The following is a 19475-nucleotide window of genomic DNA, read 5'->3' as shown; positions in this document are numbered from 1 at the left end:
CAGCGAGGGCACTGAAAAAGTACATTTCAATAAAAACATTAAACTCTTATACAGTAATGAATTCATTCATTTACCGGTTATCAAGGTGAACTTCTTTTTTTAGCAGTTGAAGGTTGATTTTTCAACTTTCAACTGCTTTTTTATTTTATAATATGGCTAACAACAATTTCTAGGTGGTATCCAAATGATTTCCTTTCAAGAATCGCTCCCTCTAAGCCCATATATAGCTATCTATGATGTCGTTATCCCCAAAGATAATATGCTTCGCCAAATAAAGGAATTGGTGGACTTCTCATTCATACTTGAAGAATTGAAAACGAAATATTGCCTTGATAACGGCCGCAATGCCATCCCTCCAATTCGGATGTTCAAATATCTACTTCTTAAAGCCATTCATGAATTGTCTGACGTAGACGTAGTCGAACGATCCAAATACGATATGTCATTTAAATACTTTCTCGATATGGCCCCAGAAGACCCTGTCATTGATCCAAGCTCTTTAACACGTTTTCGTAAACTCCGTCTAAAAGATGTGGGTTTATTGGATTTGCTTATTAAAAAGACAGTTGAAATCGCACTTGAGAAGGGAATCATTACAAGTAAAACCATTATTATTGATGCCACACATACAAAAGCTCGTTATAACCAGAAATCACCGAAGGAATATTTGCAGGAGATATCAAAGAATGTCCGGAAAGCTGTTTACCAAATTGATGAATCCATCAAAGAGAAATTCCCTCCGAAATCCACTTCTAACGAAGTGAAAGATGAACTAGTTTATTGCCGCCAAGTTATTTCCGTTGTTGAATCAGAACCGAAGGTCTCTGAAATTCCTGCCGTTAAGGAAAAATTAAATCTACTTAAAGAAGTAGTGGAAGACTGCACCGAGCAGTTGAGTTTTTCAACTGATCCTGATGCACGTGTTGGGCATAAAACCGTTGATTCTTCCTTCTTTGGCTACAAAACACATATCGCTATGAGTGACGAACGAATCATCACAGCTGCTGTTGTTACAACTGGTGAAAAAAGTGACGGGAAATATCTGCAGGATTTAATTGGGAAAAGCAAGGCTACAGGCATGGAAATTAAAACAGTTATTGGAGACACTGCTTATTCCGACAAAGAGAATATTTGTTACACAAGAGAAGAAAAGCTCGAGCTTGTTTCCAAACTACATCCCCATATTACTCAAGGGAGACGGACAAAGGAAGATGAATTTCATTTTAACAAAGATGCAGGAATGTACGTGTGCAAGGCCGGGCATATGGCCATTAAGACTAAATACGACGATAGAAAAAACCAGGATAAAAACCCTAGAATTAAGTACCTTTTCGATATAGAAAAATGTAAGGTCTGCCCTTTACGTGAAGGGTGTTATCAGGAAGGTGCCAAGACCAAATCCTATTCCATCACAATTAAGTCTACAGAGCACCTAGACCAGGAGGCATTCCAGGAAACGGAAAGATTTAAAACCCTGGCAAAAACCCGCTATAAGATTGAAGCAAAAAATAGTGAACTAAAACATGGACACGGGTATGATACAGCGATTTCCTCGGGTCTATTTGGCATGGAAATTCAAGGAGCCACAACCATATTCGCAGTCAATCTCAAACGAATTATCAAACTTCTTAAAGATAAGAAGTAAGGAAAAAGGAAGGAAATAAGCAACTTTTCGTCTATTTTCCGAAGGAAAGCTGCTTTTTCGCATTTGATCCCCCCTTTTCCGAAATAAGTTTTGCTATTTTTCCTTTGACCATCTTTAGAATGAAAAAAGCATAAGTTTTTCAGTGCCCTCAGCNAAACATGGACACGGGTATGATACAGCGATTTCCTCGGGTCTATTTGGCATGGAAATTCAAGGAGCCACAACCATATTCGCAGTCAATCTCAAACGAATTATCAAACTTCTTAAAGATAAGAAGTAAGGAAAAAGGAAGGAAATAAGCAACTTTTCGTCTATTTTCCGAAGGAAAGCTGCTTTTTCGCATTTGATCCCCCCTTTTCCGAAATAAGTTTTGCTATTTTTCCTTTGACCATCTTTAGAATGAAAAAAGCATAAGTTTTTCAGTGCCCTCAGCACAGCGAAGAGGAGGCTCAACTCCGCCCCGCGGAAAGCGAAGTGCCTGGAACGCAAATCAACAGCCCCCTTCAAAAGTGGCAAATCTCGTCTTGAACCCATATAAAAGAGCACCACAGTAACTGCAGTGCTCTACAACAAGGCTTCCTTATTTATCATTAACCCTAACAATCTTAATATCCTTCAGCAGATCCCTCACCACATAGCTTGCCATAACCAGTCCGGCTACAGAAGGAACAAATGCGTTCGAAGAAGGAGGCATTTTCGCTTTGCGGATTTTGGCATCATCCTTGCCCACTTCCTTCCTTACCTCCTCACGGATCACAATCGGGCTTTCATCCGAAAACACAACCGGAATCCCCTTGCGGATCCCTTCCTTGCGCAGGCGGGTGCGGATCACCTTGGCAATCGGATCGGTATGCGTCTTAAAGATATCGGCAATCTGGAATCTGGTCGGATCCATTTTATTGGCTGCCCCCATGCTCGAGATCATCGGGATATCCCTCTTCAGGCACTCCTTGATCAGATGTATCTTATAAGAAATCGTGTCACTTGCATCCACTACATAATCAAGCCCGTAAGCAAAAATCTCCTCATACGTTTCTTCTGTATAAAACATTTTTAAAGCAATCACTTCACAGTCAGGATTGATATCCTTGATGCGTTCCTTCATTAAATCGGCTTTCGGTCTCCCGACAGTCGAAACCAATGCAATGATCTGGCGGTTGACATTAGTAATATCAACATCATCCTTATCAATTAAAATCAGCTTCCCGACTCCAGAACGCGCCAATGCTTCTGCAGCAAATGAACCCACTCCTCCAATTCCAAGGACTGCCACTGTGCTGTTTTTCATTGTTTCAAGGCCTTCCTGGCCAATCGCAAGTTCGTTTCGTGAAAATTGGTGCAGCATATATCTCAACTCCATTATCATTTTTTGAATGAATATGATGCCTGTATCAGGGGTACTTCTGCTCATACGGCCCCTTTATCTCTTATGTATCTATTACCCGATAATGAATATATCATACTTCATTATAAAAACAAGTATTTCTATGGGAATTAAGAATAGTGAACAATAAAAAAACCACGCCCGTAAGCATGGTTTAGCATTCGTATGTAAGAAAAGTCCCAATTGTGCCGTCGCCTTGGATGCCTTCGTTTTGAACCCGCACTCAGCAGGTGGGTGCCCTATTCCCGCTTTTGTAAGTCCCCTAGCCAGAGGCGTTTACGCCGCAAGGAAATCCGGGCTCCCGAAGGAATAATGTTAGGTCAAAATGTCAGGTGAAACAACGAACACATTAGGACTCTTCTGTTATTGATAGTATAGTATCATATCCCGCCTGCCAGTATCAAGGAATAAGGGATAGGTAATTACTCACTTTTTTTCAGCTTAAACTGCAGGTGAAGGTCGTTCAGCTGGGCCTCGCTTACTTCGCCAGGTGCATTGGTCAGGAGACAGCTTGCACTTGCCGTTTTCGGGAAAGCGATTGTATCCCTCAGGTTCGAGCTTCCGGCCAGCAGCATCACAAGGCGGTCGAGGCCAAGCGCAATGCCGCCGTGCGGAGGAGTGCCATACTCAAACGCTTCGAGCAGGAATCCGAATTGCTCCCTTGCCTCCTCCTTGCTGAAGCCAAGGACAGAGAACATTTTTTCCTGGATCTCGCGTTCAAAGATACGCAGTGAGCCTCCGCCAAGCTCATATCCATTCAGCACAAGGTCATAAGCCTGGGCCTTTACCTTAGAAGGATCAGTATCCAGGTATTCCAGGTCTTCGCGGTTTGGCATTGTAAATGGATGGTGGGCAGCATAGTAGCGGCCTTCTTCTTCATCAAATTCAAGCAGCGGCCATTCTGTCACCCAAAGGAAATTGAAGAGGGACTGGTCGATAAGCCCAAGCTCTTTGCCAAGCTTTAGGCGCAGGGCCCCAAGGGCGTCAGCGACGACGCTTTTCTTATCGGCCACAAACAGGAGCAGGTCTCCTGTCTCGACTCCCAGCAGTTCTTTAATAGCTGCCTGCTCTTCCTCTGCAACAAATTTCGCGATAGGTCCCTTAAGGCCTTCTTCTTCTGCTTTCAGCCAAGCCAGACCCTTAGCGCCATATCTTGAAGCAAATTCTGTCAGTGCATCGATGTCCTTGCGGCTGTATTTGGAGGCAGCGTCTTTCACATTGATTGCTTTGACTTCCCCGCCGGAAGAAATCGCGCCTGCAAATACTTTGAAGCCTGAATTGCTCAGTGTTTCAGAGAGGTTGACAAGCTCCATTGCAAAACGGGTGTCCGGCTTATCAGAGCCATAGCGGTCCATCGCTTCCTGGTAGGTCATGCGCTGGATCGGCAGTGTGATATCAATGCCCTTAACCTCTTTCATGACCTTCGTCATCATCTGCTCTGTCATGGAAATGATGTCTTCCTGGCTCATGAAGCTTGTTTCAATATCGATTTGCGTGAATTCCGGCTGGCGGTCTGCACGGAGATCCTCATCACGGAAACAGCGGGCTATCTGATAGTATCTTTCGATTCCGCCAACCATCAAAAGCTGCTTAAAGATTTGGGGTGACTGCGGCAAAGCATAAAACTCGCCTGGATGGACCCGGCTTGGAACGAGATAATCTCGGGCGCCTTCAGGTGTGCTCTTCGTCAGGATAGGCGTCTCAATATCCAGGAAGCCCTCGCCGTCCAGGTAATCCCGGATTGACTTTGTCACCTGGTGGCGCATCTTGAAGGTTTCGAACATAACCGGGCGCCTGAAGTCGAGATAGCGGTATTTCAATCGCACATCTTCCGAGACATCTGTCTGGTCAGCGATCACGAACGGCGGTGTCTTCGCTTCATTGATGATTGTTACTGCTTCTGCACTGACTTCAATCTTGCCTGTAGGCAGGTTTTCGTTAATTGTGCCAGGTTCCCTTGCAACAACCTTTCCTTCCACACTCAGTACATATTCATTCCTGATTTTTTCAGCTGCAGCGAGAGCCTCAGGGGAAGTTTCAGGATTGAACACGACCTGTACCAGCCCTGTGCGGTCCCTTAAATCAATGAAAATCAAACCGCCCAGATCACGGCGCTTTTGAACCCAGCCTTTAAGTGTAACTTTTTCACCGATGCTTTTTTCTGTTACTTCTCCGCAGAAATATGTTCTCCCAAACATACATTAACCCCCTATAAGCTCTTTTAATTGGTCTATGAATGAATCCAGGCTGACTTCGGTCTGATCACCGGTTTCCATGGACTTCACATTGATTTTGCCTGCTCTCAATTCATCTTCCCCAAGGACGGCTACATATTTTGCGTTCATGCGGTCAGCTGCCTTGAATTGTGTTTTGATCTTTCTGTCCAGATAATCTCTTTCTGCGGAAAAACCTGCCATGCGCAGCTTATGCAGGAGGCCTACAGAATAATCCTTCGCCTCTTCCCCAAGCGCCACAAGATAGCAGTCAATCCCTTCATCAACAGGAAGCTTGATACCTTCTGCCTCCAAAGCTGACAGAAAGCGCTCAATGCTGAATGCAAAGCCGATGCCCGGCGCTTCCGGGCCGCCGATTTCCTCAGTCAGGCCGTTATAGCGCCCACCACCGCAAAGAGTCGTGATTGCACCGAAGCCTTCAGCATCACTCATGATTTCGAAGGCAGTGTGGTTATAATAATCCAGGCCGCGCACGAGGTTGGGATCGACCGTAAAGTCGATGGACACATCCGTCAGGTACTGCTGCACTTTATTAAAGTAATTCCTTGAATCTTCATTAAGATAATCCAGAATGGAAGGGGCCGTCTGCATCAATTCATGCTCCCTGTCCTTTTTGCAGTCCAGGATTCTCATCGGATTTTTTTCCAGCCTGTTTTGGCAGTCAGAACAGAATTCCCCGATCCGTGGCTTGAAATGGGCAATCAGTGCCTCGCGGTGATTGTTCCTGCTTTCTTTATCGCCAAGGCTGTTGATGACCAGTTTCAGCTTCTTCAGTCCCAGTTCTTTATAGATGCTCATTGCCAGGGCAATTACCTCTGCATCAATGGCTGGATCCGAGCTCCCAAGAGCCTCGACCCCGAATTGGACAAATTGCCTGAAGCGGCCGGCCTGAGGGCGTTCATAACGGAACATCGGGCCTGTATAATAAAGCTTTACAGGCTGATTGGCATAGCCATGCATCTTATTTTCAACAAATGAGCGTACAGTTGGTGCAGTGCCTTCAGGCCTTAGTGTCAGGCTTCGCCCGCCCCGGTCCTCGAAGGTATACATTTCTTTTTGCACGATGTCCGTTGTATCTCCGACCCCTCTCAGGAAGAGTTCGGTATGCTCGAAAATCGGCGTCCGGATTTCCTGGTACTGAAACCTGGCGCACAGCTCCCTCGCCTTTTCCTCAATATACTGCCATTTTTCCGATTCTCCAGGAAGGATATCCTGTGTACCCCTCGGTATATTCATTGCCATATCCTGTTTCCTCCTAGCATTCCTATGTATACTAACAGGGCACACCGGGGACGTGCGGCAAGCTTTTCTAAATGCAAAAAACTCCCGTCCCTTGTATTCCCATACAAGGGACGGGAGTTAGATCCCGTGGTGCCACCCTAATTGAAGGCATAACCATCATGCACTTCCACTTTTACAGTTAACGCCTGTCAACGTTCAGCCCCTACTAAAGCGGTCGCTTTTTCAGGGAGAATCCTACGGAGTGTTCATTCATCAAGCTGCCATGCAGAAATGCTTTCAGCCCAGGGCATTTCCTCTCTTTTCACACATTTCTCAACTACTGTTCTCCATCATCAGTGTTCAATATGAATAGTGATTTTATTTATCTAATCATAAAGACGATTTCAGCCATTGTCAAGGGGTAAAAGAGACGGTGACAGTATTTCCGGAAGGCTCTTCCTCCCCTCTGCGGCTGTACCTGCTCTAGGAACGCTCAAGCTTCCTCTTCAGCTTCCTGACATCCCCGATGCTGAGGCCGAATTCTGAAGCAAGCTCGTACATGCCGGAACCCTGCTCCTTCTGGATGAAATCATGGAAGTCCACTCCAAACAGCTGATTTCCGTTTTCATGGGCATGCATGCCCTTTTCTCCAAATCTCATCAGACCACCCTACCCGAAAAGTTTTTTATTCTTTCAGTATGTCTTGAAAGTCCCCGGAACATTCCCTTGTCAGCCAATTATTTTACCTTTGAGGCAATGGCTAAAATTGGACTGAAAAATTCCGATATTAACAGCAGGGGTTTTATGTTCTAAAATAGAACTTATATTTATACACTCCATGATTTCGCAAAAGGAGGGGACTTTTTGTTAAAAAGCAGCAAAATATTAGTATTTCTATGCTTCATCCTTTTAGCAGGGGGAGTATGGAGGCCATCTGACAGCACAGCCGCATCCGGCGGAACAGCACGGATCGCAGACAGCGGAGTGAATATCCGCAGCGGCCCGGGACTCAGCTATTCGATTGTCAAACAGGCCGCCAAAGGGGACCGCTATCCGATCCTGCAAGAAAGCGGGGACTGGCTGCAGGTCAGCCTTGCCGGCGGATCGAAAGGATGGGTTGCAGGCTGGCTCACAGTGAAGGAAGGCGGAAAGAATCAATCAGCCTCTGTATCTTCAGGCGGGACTGTCACAGCCGATGGATTGCGGGTCAGGTCAAATCCCGGAACAGATGCCTCGGTCATTGCTGTCCTGAATAAAGGGCAACAGGCCGGCATTGTTGAAAAGCAGGGAAATTGGGTCAGGATCACCGGCTCATTCGGAAATGGCTGGGTGTCCGCTGATTTTATTACGGAGGGAAGCAGCAAAACCAAAGCCGCTGCGGCTGCTGAAGGAACGGTCACAGGCGATTCATTGAACGTCAGGAGCGCTCCCGGAACACAGGGCACGGTCCTCGGGAAGCTTCAAAGCGGTGACAGGGTCAGCATTGTATCCGATAACGGGAGCTGGACAGAAATTATCTTCCGCGGCAATCATGCGTGGGTGAGCAGCGAGTTCATTTCTTCTTCCAAAAGCTTAAGCCAGAGCCCAAGTGCCGGCAGCAGCGCGAAACCATCTGGAAGACTGACGGGAACGGTTACTGCCCAGACCTTGAATCTCAGGGATACAAGCTCCTTGAATGGGAAAGTTCTCGGATCGGTTTCAAAAGGCGAAACCTATTCAATTATTGAAGAAGTGAACAATTGGGCAAAAATTGAGTACAAGCCCGGTTCATTTGGCTGGATAGCAGCATGGTATCTCGATAAGTCAGAGGTTTCATCAGCAAACGGCAGCAAACCGGCAAAAGGCAGCACCATCACCATACTACATAACGGAACAAATATCAGGAAAGATGCCAGCACTGGAAGCTCTGTGCTTCAATTGGCGAAAGCAGGGGAATCCTTCGAGGTGCTTGGCCGTGAGAAAGACTGGTACAAAATCAGCCTGGACGGGAAGGCAGGCTATGTAGCCGGATGGATCGTTTCCTTGAGCGGCAGCTCGTCCCAGATCGAAAAGCCTGGCGCAGAGCTTCACCTGCAGGGGAAAACCATCGTCCTTGATCCCGGCCACGGCGGCCGCGACAATGGCACAACCGGAGCGCGGGGCACCCAGGAGAAAACTGTCACCATCAAAACCGCCCAGCTTCTGTACAGCAAGCTGAAAGCTGCTGGAGCCAATGTAATCTTAACAAGATCCACTGACACTTATGTCCCGCTCAGCTCGAGGGTCGGCTCTGCATCATACCATAATGCCGATGCTTTCATCAGCCTGCATTATGACAGCATTAATGATAAGAGTGTCCGCGGCATGACTGTATACTATTACCACGGTTTCCAGAAGGCTCTCGCCGAGAGCGTCCACAGCTCGCTGGCCGCCCAGACGAAGCTGAAGGACCGGGGTGTGCGGGCCGGCGATTATTTCGTCATAAGGGAAAATAATAAAAATGCCATTTTGCTGGAATTAGGCTATCTCAGCAACCCGGCAGAAGAAATGCTCGTCACCTCCCCGCAGTATCAGGAGGCAGCAGCAGCCGGCATTTATCAGGGGCTGGCAAGGTATTTTAAAAGGAATTAGCGCAAAAGAGAGACCCTTCAAATTTAAGGGTCTCTCTTTTTTTCCGAAAAAAAAACAGCCTTCTCAGACTGTCATTTGCTTTCTATTATCAGTGTGACCGGCCCGTCATTCACCAGGCTGACGTCCATCATGCTGCCAAACTGCCCTGTTTCTGTTTTAATGCCCTTTTCCCGGAGAAGCCCATTGAACGCCTCATAGATTTGAAGGGCATGGTCAGGCCTGGCCGCTTCCATGAAGTTAGGCCTTCTTCCTTTACGGCAGTCGCCGTACAGAGTGAACTGGGACACAGAAAGAATTTCTCCCCCTACATCCAGTAAAGATCTGTTCATCTTTCCCTCTTCATCTTCAAATACGCGGAGATTGGCAATTTTATCAGCCAGATATTCAGCATCTTTCACCCCATCCTCATGGGTGACGCCCACAAGCAAAACAAATCCGCGGGAAATGCTGCCTACAGCCTTTCCTTCTACAGTCACACTCGCTTCTTTGCTTCGCTGAACAACTACTCGCATTTTCTATACCCCTTAGTTCATGATACGTCTGACAGAATAGATGTCAGGAATCTGCTTGATGCGGTCCACAACTTTCTGCAGATGGCTTACATTTGTGATGCTGATCGACATATTGATGGTAGCCATTTTATTGCGGTCCGATTTGCCAGACACTGCAGATATATTGGTTTTGGTTTCATTGACGGCCTGCAGCACTTCGTTCAGGAGGCCGCGGCGGTCATAACCGTTGATTTCAATCTCGACATTATATTCTTTTTTATCATTTAGGCCTGTTTCCCATTCAACCGGGATGAGCCTTGCTTTGGCATCGGCAGTATCAATATTGGTACAGTCTGAACGGTGGACAGATACCCCCCTGCCCTTAGTGATAAAGCCGACAATTTCATCTCCCGGCACCGGATTGCAGCAGCGGGAAAGCCGGATGAGGAGATTGTCAATCCCTGAAACCCTTACGCCTGATTCCCGTTTCTTGACTGAAGGGAAGGATTTCAATTCCGAAACGGCATTTGAGATATCGTTTTCCTGCTCCATATCACGCTTTTTCCGCCATTTTTCGGTCAGACGGTTTGCGACCTGCAGAGCCGTGACGCCATTATAGCCGACGGCGGCATACATATCCTCTTCACTGGCAAAATTGAATTTTTCCGACACTCTCCGGACATTCTCGGCAGTCAGGATTTCTTTGATGTCAAAATCCATATTGCGGATTTCTTTTTCAACCATCTCTTTGCCTTTTTCGAAGTTTTCGTCCTTCTGCTGCTTTTTGAAAAATTGGCGGATTTTATTTTTCGCCTGGGTCGTCTGGGCAAGCTTCAGCCAATCCTTGCTCGGCCCATAGGAATGCTTGGACGTAAGGATTTCAAGGATATCGCCGGTCTTCAATTTATAATCCAGCGTGACCATTTTCCCGTTAACTTTTGCACCGATCGTTTTATTGCCGATCTCCGAGTGGATCCGATAGGCAAAATCAATCGGGACAGATCCTGAAGGCAGCTCGATGACATCTCCCTTTGGCGTGAATACAAACACCATATCAGAGAAAAGGTCAATTTTCAGCGATTCCATGAATTCTTCTGCATTTACGCTATCATCCTGAAACTCGAGGATTTCCCTGAACCATGTCAGCTTTTCTTCGAAAGAAGAGCCTTCATTGACAGTTTTGCCTTCTTTATATGCCCAGTGGGCCGCAATCCCGAACTCTGCGATTTGATGCATTTCGGTTGTGCGGATCTGCACCTCAAGCGGGTCGCCCTTTGGGCCGATGACCGTTGTATGCAGAGACTGGTACATATTCGCCTTCGGCATGGCGATATAATCCTTGAACCGCCCAGGCATAGGCTTCCAGCATGTATGGATGATGCCCAGGACAGCATAGCAGTCTTTAATGCTGTTGACGACAATACGGACCGCAAGCAGATCATAGATTTCATTGAACTGCTTATTCTGAAGCGCCATTTTCCTGTAGATGCTGTATATATGCTTCGGCCGGCCGGAAAGATCGGCTCTGATGGACACTTCATCCATCTTCCCCTTCATTTCGCCGATGACTTCCTCCAGATAGAGCTCGCGCTCGGCACGCTTTTTCTTCATCAAGTTGACAATCCGGTAATACTGCTGCGGATTGAGATAGCGGAGGGCCGTATCCTCAAGCTCCCACTTGATTTTCGAGATACCGAGGCGGTGGGCAAGCGGCGCAAAGATTTCAAGCGTCTCATTCGATATCCTGCGCTGCTTTTCAGCAGGAAGGTGCTTAAGCGTCCTCATATTATGGAGCCTGTCTGCAAGCTTAATCAGGATGACCCTAATATCCTGGGCCATGGCAACAAACATTTTCCGATGGTTTTCGGCCTGCTGCTCTTCCTGTGATTTGTATTTGATTTTTCCCAGTTTTGTCACGCCATCGACTAGCATCGCAACTTCCGGATTGAATGCCTCTGAGATATCAGCCAATGTGACTTCCGTATCTTCTACAACATCATGAAGAAAACCGGCAGCAACTGTCGATGGATCCATTTCAAGATCGGCCAGGATCCCTGCCACCTGGATTGGATGGATGATGTATGGCTCCCCGGATTTCCTATATTGTTCACGATGGGCATGTTTCGCAAATTCATAGGCCTTCCGTACGACTCCGGCATGCTCCTCATTTAAATATTCTTTTGTCCTCTCGATGACTTGATCGGCGGTCAAAACCTGGTCGTTCGCCATAGAATCACCTTTATCTATATAAAGTTTAATAAGAATCCAAGCTTGCCCGGATTCTCCCTAAAATCTCCGTTTACAACCATTCAATTAATGATAGAACAGAAAAAAGAATGATTGTTACTATTATCGAAAAAAAAACCGTGGATGTAAAGGGATTGGAAGTTATTTTTATATGGAATTGAAGATTTTTGTCGAAAAAGCTCTTTTTTTGCCGGATTCTTCTCTTTTATTGTCTCTGCTTTGTTAAACATTGTTGTTGATTTTGGGCTCATTTCAGCTGTGCTGAAATGAGCCCAAAATCAACAAGGTACACTAACACAGCCTTTCTCTAAAATGAACTTTGCGGAAAAGGAAAAGCGGCGCACTATGTTGATAGTGCCCCGCTTCTGTTTAAATCATTTTTTCAAAGGCTATGCCTCAGTAGTTCATTAATGTAAGGATATCATATCCGTCAAGCTTGCTCCGGCCGTCAAGGTAGGTTAATTCGATCAGGAAAGCAATCCCGGCGACAACCCCTCCAAGCTCTTCGACAAGCTTGATTGTTGCGTCAATAGTGCCTCCCGTTGCCAGCAGGTCATCTGTGATCAGGACGCGCTGTCCTGGTTTGATGGCATCTTTATGGATAGTCAGTACATCTTTTCCATATTCCAGGCCATAATTGACTTTGACCGTCTCGCGCGGAAGCTTCCCTTCTTTTCTGACAGGTGCAAAGCCTACCCCTAGTGAATACGCAACAGGGCAGCCGATGATAAAGCCGCGTGCTTCCGGCCCGACTACAAGATCAATTTGCTTTTCTTTCGCATATTCAACGATCTGGTCAGTCGCATATCTATAAGCATCGCCATTATCCATAAGCGTTGTGATGTCTTTGAATCTAATCCCGGGCTTCGGCCAGTCTTCCACTATTGTTATATATTGTTTCAAATCCATTCTTCCATTGCCTCCTCAGTATGAACCGCCCCTTGAAGGACTGCATCGAACCAGCTTTTCAGCTCCTGGTATGAAGAATACAGCAAATCGTTTTCAAGGGTGTATTGTGCATGCTTCCTTTGATATGTCGGGGATTCTGTCAGGTCCCGCTTGTTTGCTTCTTTATTGAGGGCCAAGAACCCATTTTCCATTTTAGCAAAGTCCAGCTCAAAAAACACCTTTGACATAAAATCAATGGTTTCCCTGCTCCATCCTTTGTGCTTGGCAAGCTGGTCCCCGAATTTTCTTATGTCGAATTGGCCTCTTTTGGCCAGGAATGAATAAAACCACTTAAAATGGTCCCTGTTTGGGATCGTGCTGAAATACTCGCTTTCTTCCTTATAGAAGTGGGCATAGATCCTGGCAGGGGCTTTGCCCTGAAGGAGCCTTTCCAGCATCTGTTTCGAAGGAGGCAAATCTACAAGGACTATATGCTCTTCTTCGATCGCCAGTGCTTCCGCTTCCGTTTCAGAGCTTATGAAGAAAGTTGCATCTTCCGGCAATGAAGGAATCTTTTCCCGGCTTTGGCCGTCAAAGCATATCCACTTGGTCCGTGATTCAGGAAGGAGTTCCTTCAGCTGTTCAAATCTCTTGATTCCTCTCAGGTCAAAAAGCTGCCATTCGGCGACAGACAAATCGTGCAGAAAAATTTGCGGTTTTCTTATATTATTCCATTCATTTATAGATAATTCACCAATCACGGATATCCGGGAATCTGCCGAGATATGATGGAACAGCTCCCCAAGGCCGAACCCGATTCCGTCCAATGCGGACGAACCCTCGCCAAGTGCCATTTTAAGATGATTCTGGCCGGAGCCTATCTTTCTCATGCTGGCGATGGGCGCATCTTTGATCAGGACGCGCGGTTTAGGATTGTCCATTCCAAAGGGGGAAAGAAGCTGCATTTGTTCTATTGCAGGCAGGCTGACATCTTCAAGGCTTACCTCGGCATCAAGGCTTGCGACCGGTATGAAATCCTCGTCACTGAGCTGCTCTTTCGCGAGGCCGTTCAGCCTTTCCCTCAGCTCCCCCACGTCGCCAAGCCCAAGCGTCATCCCGGCAGCCATCGGATGGCCCCCAAAATGGGGCAGGATGTCCCTGCAGGCTGACAGATTTTTATACAAATCAAATCCGGCTATGCTTCTTGCAGACCCTTTTGCCGTCCCCTTTTCCTTATCAAAGCTGAGGACGATGGCCGGCCTGTAGAACTTATCGACAAGCCTTGACGCGACGATGCCGATTACACCGGCATTCCAGCCTTCCTTCCCGATAACGAGAACAGCATTTTCCCCTGCCGGGTATTTTTCCTCGACTTCTTTAATTGCCTCTTCGGCAATCTGGCTGACAATGGACTGCCTCTCTTTGTTCATGCTGTCAATTTCTTCAGCAATCATAGCAGCTTCTTCCCGGTCTTCTGTCAGCAGCAGCTGGACGGCCGGATCTGCGCTGTCCAGCCTGCCGGCCGCATTCAGCCTTGGAGCCAGCATGAATCCGATCGTTTCCTCATCCACTGCAGCCTGCTCCACATTTGCCAGCTTGAATAATGAAAGCAGGCCAGCCCTTTTAGTCACCTTCAGCTTCTTGATCCCTCTCTGGACAAGGAGCCTGTTCTCTCCTTTCAGAGATACCAGGTCAGCGACGGTTCCTATAGCGGCAATTTCCAGAAGCTCCTCGGGGATTTTTCCCAACAGGGCGTGAGCCACCTTAAAGGCCACGCCCACTCCGGCAAGCTCGCGGAAAGGATAAAGGCTTCCCTCAAGCTTTGGATGGATGATAGCCAGCGCCTCCGGGAGAACCGGACCAGGTTCATGGTGGTCCGTAATGATCAGGTCCATGCCAAGCTCTTTGGCAATGGACGCCTCGTGGACTGCTGATATGCCGGTATCCACTGTAATGAGCAGCTTGATGCCCATTTCAGCTGCATGCCTGAATGCTCCTTCATTCGGGCCATATCCCTCCGTAAACCGGTTAGGTATGTAGAAATCTACATTTGCACCAAGGCTGCGGAGCGTTATCATCATAACAGAGGTGCTTGTGACTCCGTCTGCATCATAATCCCCATATATTAAAATCGGTTCACTTTCGTTTATCGCTTTATTTATTCGTGAGACTGCGGCATCCATCCCGGCCAGGAGAAAAGGGTCGTGGAACTCTCCATTCTTTCCGTACAGGAAATCCTGTGCAATTTCAGGAGTATCGAGCCCCCGATTCACTAATAATGATGCCACAATTGGACTGATTTTCAATTCGCTGATCAGTGTGTCAGCTTTATCTTTATCCGATTGACGAACAATCCATCTTGTTTTTGACTTTAACATACGTTCACCCCTCAGCTTTTCTATTATACAAGAGGGAGTACCGGGATTCAATGAAATCCTGGGGTGTACAATCTGCAGAAAATAAAGGAAGCAGCAAGGCTGCTTCCTTCTAATGAATATCCCTTTTTAAATATTCTTCGTCACTGTCTGCTGCTGCCTCGGCGCTTTCCTTGTCAGCACCAGCTTTAAGAGCAGTGTTCTCTTTCTCCAGGGACCTGACCTTCCGCTGAAGGGCAAATACCCTGAAAACACCGACGAGCCCGACGATAAGGCCGCCCATCAGCACGGAACCAAGGATGACCAGGATAAGCGGCCATTCACTTTCTCCAAAAACATAGTTGACTGTAACAGGATTCACATTAATAACAGCAAATACCGCGACAATAAGTGCAAAAAGAATCCCGAATATCAAGGCCCATTGAACTTTCACTATACATCTCTCCCATCTTTAATCTGGATTGCCGGGATTGTAAGGGTTGATATGCACAAAGACATTATGCACATTTTTCTCCTGCATCAGCTTTTCTTTTACTTCCTTTCCTACCCGGTGCCCCTCCTCGACTGTTATATGGGGATCGACTGCAATTTTCAGGTCTATGATGACATAATGGCCATGCTCCCTTGCATGCAGCTGGTTGATCTCTTTCACTGCCGGAACAGACAGAACTGCATTGCGCAGCTCTTCCGTATCCTCATCATGAAGCACATGGTCCAATGTATTATGAATCGATTCTTTGCCGAGTGACCATGCCATTTTAATGACGAGCAGCGAGACCAGCAGCCCTGCGACAGGATCTCCGTATTCCAGCCATCCGATCCCTGTTTTCCCCCCGATGACAGCGGCCCCGATCCCCACAAGGGCGGCAATGGAGGAATAAACATCGGATCGATGCTCATATGCATTGATGATCAATGCATCGCTATTTAGCTTTTTTCCCAATTTATACTTGTAACGAAACATTGCCTCTTTCACAACAATGGAAATAAGGACAGCAACGATAGCAATAGCCTTTGGAGGCTCGATTGGATGGAAGAAGGCCTCAAAGGAGGATTTCCCGATTTCAAACCCCACAAGCATCAGCAGGACGGCAACGATGATGGCTGCAATCGATTCAGCCTTTCCATGTCCATAAGGATGGTCTTCATCAGGCGGCTGCTTGGCAGCCCTGAGCCCAATATAAACGGCAAATGACCCCGCAATGTCTGAAGCAGAATGGACCGCATCCGCGATCAGTGCGCGGCTGTTGGCATAAACCCCTACTCCATACTTGAGGATTGCCAGTACAATATTTCCCACAATCCCGATCATGGCCGCAAATTCAGCCTGTTTAAAACGATCTTTGTTAGTATCCAAGTCTCAACTTCCTTCCCCGCATTTTTATACTTATAGTGTATCCGAAAATCTGCAATCAAAAAGCACTTAAGGGTTAAAACAGGAAAAAACACAGGAAAGGTTTTCCTGTGTTTTTTCTTAAGAAGATCAGACCTGCGGCTCGTCTGATGCTTTGCGTTTTACTTTTTCAGTTTTGATGACGCCTTTTTTCTTCAGCTCTTTATTTTTCCATACCAGCCACAGCTGGGATGCAATGAAGAGTGAGGAATATGTTCCGGCTACAAGGCCGACAAGCAGGGCGAATGAAAAGCTGCGGATAGATTCGCTGCCGAAGACAAGCAGCCCGATAACGGCGATGACCACCGTTATTACAGTGCTTACGGAACGTCCAAGCGTCTGCCTTAAGCTCTTATTGACAACCTCTGCAATATCATCGAAGGTTTTGAGCCTCTTCTTTTTGTGCATATTTTCCCTTATCCGGTCAAACGTCACGATTGTATCATTGATTGAATAACCGACGATCGTGAGTACTGCCGCAATGAAGGTGATATCCACCTCAAAGCGGATGATGCTGAACAGGGCGATGATGAAAAATGCATCATGCAGCAGGGCAATGACAGCTGCCAGTGCCATGTAAATTTCAAACCGGATCGTTACATATATGATGATGCCGATAGAAGCTATCAGCACAGCATAGAAAGCATTCTTTGCAAGTTCTTTCCCTATAGTAGGAGATACCGTGCTGACATTTGGCTCTCCGCCGTACACATCAGCAAAGTGATCCTTCAGCTCGGCAATCTTATCTTTGCCAAGCGGATCCTTGAATCGGGCTACCCCGATTTCTCCATCATCTCCTGAAATGATGACATCATCTGTTTCAAGATCGACTGCGCTGAGCTCTTCCTGGATCCCGCTCTTCGTCAAAGTCTGTTCAGTCTGGATTTCAACCCTTGTACCCGCTACAAAATCAATGCCGAGATTCAGCTTGAAAACGGATAAAGCAATGATGCCGGCAACAGCCATGGCAATCGAGAAGATGAAAAACTTCCTGCGGTGACCGACAAAGTCGAAACGGTCGTATTTTGTCGGCAGGTCAAGCGTATCATAGTTTTCAGCAATATCTTTGATTTCGCTTTTCTTGACCCCGAACCAGGCCGGCTTTTTCGTAAAGATCCTGCTGTTCACCCATAAGCCAAGCAGCAGGCGCGACCCGTAGACAGCGGTGATGAAGCTTGCCAGGATGCTGAGAATAAGCATTGTGGCAAATCCTTTGACTGAGCTTGTCCCGTACAGGAACAAAACGACCGCGGCAAGAATGGTTGTTATGTTGGCATCAAGAATTGTGGACAGGGAATTTTTATTTCCTGCCTGGAAGGCTGACTTGATTGACTTTCCAACCTTCAGCTCTTCCTTGATCCTCTCATAGGTGATGATGTTCGCATCGACGGCCATTCCGACCCCGAGGATCAGTGCGGCAATACCCGGGAGAGTCAGTACACCATTCATCCAGTCGAAGACAAGCAGGACCAGATAAATGTAAATGGACAATGTTATGGTTGCAACAAAACCTGGGAACCGGTAGAACACCAGCATGAACAGGAAGATGATCAGAATGCCGATGATTCCCCCAGCAATGGTTTTCTGCATGGCATCTTCACCGAATTTGGCCCCGACACTAGTGGAATATTCCTCGGTCAGTTCAACAGGCAGCGCTCCTGCCTTCAGCAGGGAAGAGAGTGTTTTTGCTTCTTCAAGGGAAAAATTCCCGACGATTGAAACTGTATCCTGGTTGAATACCTGGCTGACCTGAGGTGCAGAAAGGTACTTCGGATCTTCTTTCTGTGATTCTTCTTTGAAAGAATCGCCTTCCTCATAATCCAGCCAGATGACCAGCAGGTTATTCGGAGTACCCATGTTGACAATTTCCTGGGTCACTTCCTTGAACTTTTCAGCGCTTTTCAGCGTCAAGGAAACGCTTGGCTTGCCATTTTCATCGAAAGTCTGTTTTGCCCCGCCTTCTACAAGGTCCGATCCATTCATCATTTCACGGTCATTGACATCCCTGAAAGAAAGATTGGCTTCAGTGGAAAGCAATTCACGGGCTTTATTCTGATCATCGACGCCGGCCAGCTGGACGCGGATGCGGGAATCGCCCTCAATCTGGATGCTTGGCTCGCTGACGCCCAGGACATTGACACGCCTGTCCAGTGCTTCAGCTGTGCTGTTCAGCACCTCTCTCGTTACTTCTGTGTCATCCTTAGTCTCTACATCGTAAAGTACCTCGAAGCCGCCCTGCAGATCCAGGCCAAGCTTGATATTATTCAGTATGTTTTTCGTTGTGCCTCCCATCAGACTGCCGATCAGAATGACAATCAGGAAGAAGGCAACAATCCTGCTGCGCTTTACCATTGTACTGTTATATCCCCCTTAAACTTCCAGCCCCTGCAGGCATGCCCTCGTCCAGAGCCTGCTGCAGCGCCGGGTGCTGCTTGCAATCTTTAAGCCTGCTCCGCTCTCTGGCGTGCAGTCTTTTTTCTATTAATAGACCGAAAAAACCAACATATCCATTATGAAATAGAATGGAATGGCTGTCAATTTGTCCCTTCATAATAAACTGGCTCTTACATCAAAAAAAAGAATTGTACATACCGCAACAGCTGCTTACAATCTAGCCTTACTCAAGCAGCTTCCTTCTGTCTTCCTCACTCAGCTCGCCAAGGCCTTTTCCTTTAAATGCCTCGACCGTCGCATAGCTGAAATAATCAGCCGCTTTTACTTCCAGGATACCGCCCACTATTTCGAATAGTCTGGCATCTTCATGCGGTTTCCGCCATTTTTTTTCAGTCAGATACCTCCAAAGCTCATCTTCTGCAACAGCTCCATAATTCAGGAGCCTGAATTCCTCGAGTTTGCTTTGCAGTGCAGGCTGCACCTGCCGGCGAAACTTTTCATATACATGGCCTTTCATCACTAAGGCTCCTCCCCCGCTGTTCGATCAAAAATAGAAAAATCAAGATAACTTGTCATGCTTTGTCCCAATCGCG

Annotated in this window: 14 protein-coding genes, 1 other RNA gene and 1 other annotated feature; of the genes, 2 read left to right on the top strand and 13 right to left on the bottom strand. The window is 46.9% G+C overall.

Features of this window, described 5'->3' with window-relative positions:
• Positions 1–184: 184 nt before the first annotated feature.
• Positions 185–1645: an IS1182 family transposase gene (locus tag FZD51_RS04670; RefSeq protein ID WP_148973685.1), complete on the top strand. Its 1461-nt coding sequence runs from the start codon at positions 185–187 to the stop codon at positions 1643–1645.
• A 580-nt stretch (positions 1646–2225) separates the two neighbouring features.
• Here the strand turns inward: FZD51_RS04670 and FZD51_RS04665 are convergent.
• The 5 genes from FZD51_RS04665 to FZD51_RS26045 all read right to left on the bottom strand — a co-directional run bounded on the left by FZD51_RS04665 (position 2226) and on the right by FZD51_RS26045 (position 7144).
• The gene (locus FZD51_RS04665) at positions 2226–2990 is read right to left on the bottom strand and encodes a tRNA threonylcarbamoyladenosine dehydratase (RefSeq protein WP_148973684.1); all 765 of its coding nucleotides are present in this window, start codon (positions 2988–2990) and stop codon (positions 2226–2228) included.
• Positions 2991–3201: 211 nt separating this feature from the next.
• Positions 3202–3388: non-coding RNA, 6S RNA (ssrS, locus tag FZD51_RS04660), on the bottom strand.
• A gap of 63 nt (positions 3389–3451) precedes the next feature.
• On the bottom strand, positions 3452–5227 hold the full coding sequence (gene aspS, locus FZD51_RS04655) for an aspartate--tRNA ligase (protein ID WP_148973683.1): 1776 nt from the start codon (positions 5225–5227) through the stop codon (positions 3452–3454).
• Between the two features lie 3 nt (positions 5228–5230).
• Complete coding sequence (hisS, locus tag FZD51_RS04650) at positions 5231–6505, bottom strand: histidine--tRNA ligase (protein WP_148973682.1); 1275 nt, start codon at positions 6503–6505, stop codon at positions 5231–5233.
• A 103-nt stretch (positions 6506–6608) separates the two neighbouring features.
• Positions 6609–6847, bottom strand: a binding site (T-box leader).
• 120 nt (positions 6848–6967) lie between these two features.
• Positions 6968–7144 carry a hypothetical protein gene (locus FZD51_RS26045; protein WP_165352527.1) on the bottom strand — a complete coding sequence of 59 codons (177 nt, stop codon included), beginning with the start codon at positions 7142–7144 and terminating at the stop codon, positions 6968–6970.
• 204 nt (positions 7145–7348) lie between these two features.
• On the opposite strand from FZD51_RS26045, the gene FZD51_RS04645 reads away from it, so the two are divergent.
• Positions 7349–9094 carry an N-acetylmuramoyl-L-alanine amidase family protein gene (locus FZD51_RS04645; RefSeq protein WP_148973681.1) on the top strand — a complete coding sequence of 582 codons (1746 nt, stop codon included), beginning with the start codon at positions 7349–7351 and terminating at the stop codon, positions 9092–9094.
• 71 nt (positions 9095–9165) lie between these two features.
• Here FZD51_RS04645 and dtd read toward each other — a convergent pair whose 3' ends face one another.
• The 8 genes from dtd to FZD51_RS04605 form a co-directional block, all read right to left on the bottom strand.
• Complete coding sequence (gene dtd, locus FZD51_RS04640; RefSeq protein WP_009796203.1) at positions 9166–9606, bottom strand: D-aminoacyl-tRNA deacylase; 441 nt, start codon at positions 9604–9606, stop codon at positions 9166–9168.
• Positions 9607–9618: 12 nt separating this feature from the next.
• Positions 9619–11814 (bottom strand): RelA/SpoT family protein, encoded by a 2196-nt coding sequence (locus FZD51_RS04635; protein WP_148973680.1) that lies wholly within the window; start codon positions 11812–11814, stop codon positions 9619–9621.
• A gap of 414 nt (positions 11815–12228) precedes the next feature.
• On the bottom strand, positions 12229–12741 hold the full coding sequence (locus FZD51_RS04630; protein ID WP_148973679.1) for an adenine phosphoribosyltransferase: 513 nt from the start codon (positions 12739–12741) through the stop codon (positions 12229–12231).
• Complete coding sequence (gene recJ / locus FZD51_RS04625; RefSeq protein ID WP_148973678.1) at positions 12732–15098, bottom strand: single-stranded-DNA-specific exonuclease RecJ; 2367 nt, start codon at positions 15096–15098, stop codon at positions 12732–12734. Before recJ ends, FZD51_RS04630 begins: the two co-directional genes overlap by 10 nt.
• Positions 15099–15207: 109 nt before the next feature.
• Positions 15208–15528: a LapA family protein gene (locus FZD51_RS04620; protein ID WP_148973677.1), complete on the bottom strand. Its 321-nt coding sequence runs from the start codon at positions 15526–15528 to the stop codon at positions 15208–15210.
• Positions 15529–15546: 18 nt separating this feature from the next.
• On the bottom strand, positions 15547–16407 hold the full coding sequence (locus FZD51_RS04615) for a cation diffusion facilitator family transporter (protein WP_148973709.1): 861 nt from the start codon (positions 16405–16407) through the stop codon (positions 15547–15549).
• A gap of 171 nt (positions 16408–16578) precedes the next feature.
• Complete coding sequence (gene secDF, locus FZD51_RS04610; RefSeq protein ID WP_148973676.1) at positions 16579–18840, bottom strand: protein translocase subunit SecDF; 2262 nt, start codon at positions 18838–18840, stop codon at positions 16579–16581.
• Between the two features lie 265 nt (positions 18841–19105).
• Positions 19106–19399: a post-transcriptional regulator gene (locus FZD51_RS04605; RefSeq protein ID WP_009796195.1), complete on the bottom strand. Its 294-nt coding sequence runs from the start codon at positions 19397–19399 to the stop codon at positions 19106–19108.
• Between the last annotated feature and the right edge of the window lie 76 nt (positions 19400–19475).

This window comes from Bacillus infantis (genome assembly GCF_008180445.1).
GTDB classification, from domain to species: domain Bacteria; phylum Bacillota; class Bacilli; order Bacillales; family Cytobacillaceae; genus Bacillus_AB; species Bacillus_AB infantis_B.
Note: the sequence above shows the minus strand (reverse complement) of the source record. Positions and strands in the feature narration are given on the sequence as shown.

What these genes read in the sequence shown, in the direction of transcription:
- FZD51_RS04670 (WP_148973685.1), top strand. Translation starts at nt 185, where the DNA reads ATGATTTCCTTTCAAGAATCGCTCCCTCTAAGCCCATATATAGCTATC.
- FZD51_RS04665 (WP_148973684.1), bottom strand. Translation starts at nt 2,990, where the DNA reads ATGCTGCACCAATTTTCACGAAACGAACTTGCGATTGGCCAGGAAGGC.
- aspS (WP_148973683.1), bottom strand. Translation starts at nt 5,227, where the DNA reads ATGTTTGGGAGAACATATTTCTGCGGAGAAGTAACAGAAAAAAGCATC.
- hisS (WP_148973682.1), bottom strand. Translation starts at nt 6,505, where the DNA reads ATGGCAATGAATATACCGAGGGGTACACAGGATATCCTTCCTGGAGAA.
- FZD51_RS26045 (WP_165352527.1), bottom strand. Translation starts at nt 7,144, where the DNA reads ATGAGATTTGGAGAAAAGGGCATGCATGCCCATGAAAACGGAAATCAG.
- dtd (WP_009796203.1), bottom strand. Translation starts at nt 9,606, where the DNA reads ATGCGAGTAGTTGTTCAGCGAAGCAAAGAAGCGAGTGTGACTGTAGAA.
- FZD51_RS04635 (WP_148973680.1), bottom strand. Translation starts at nt 11,814, where the DNA reads ATGGCGAACGACCAGGTTTTGACCGCCGATCAAGTCATCGAGAGGACA.
- FZD51_RS04630 (WP_148973679.1), bottom strand. Translation starts at nt 12,741, where the DNA reads ATGGATTTGAAACAATATATAACAATAGTGGAAGACTGGCCGAAGCCC.
- recJ (WP_148973678.1), bottom strand. Translation starts at nt 15,098, where the DNA reads ATGTTAAAGTCAAAAACAAGATGGATTGTTCGTCAATCGGATAAAGAT.
- FZD51_RS04615 (WP_148973709.1), bottom strand. Translation starts at nt 16,407, where the DNA reads ATGATCGGGATTGTGGGAAATATTGTACTGGCAATCCTCAAGTATGGA.
- secDF (WP_148973676.1), bottom strand. Translation starts at nt 18,840, where the DNA reads ATGGTAAAGCGCAGCAGGATTGTTGCCTTCTTCCTGATTGTCATTCTG.
- FZD51_RS04605 (WP_009796195.1), bottom strand. Translation starts at nt 19,399, where the DNA reads ATGAAAGGCCATGTATATGAAAAGTTTCGCCGGCAGGTGCAGCCTGCA.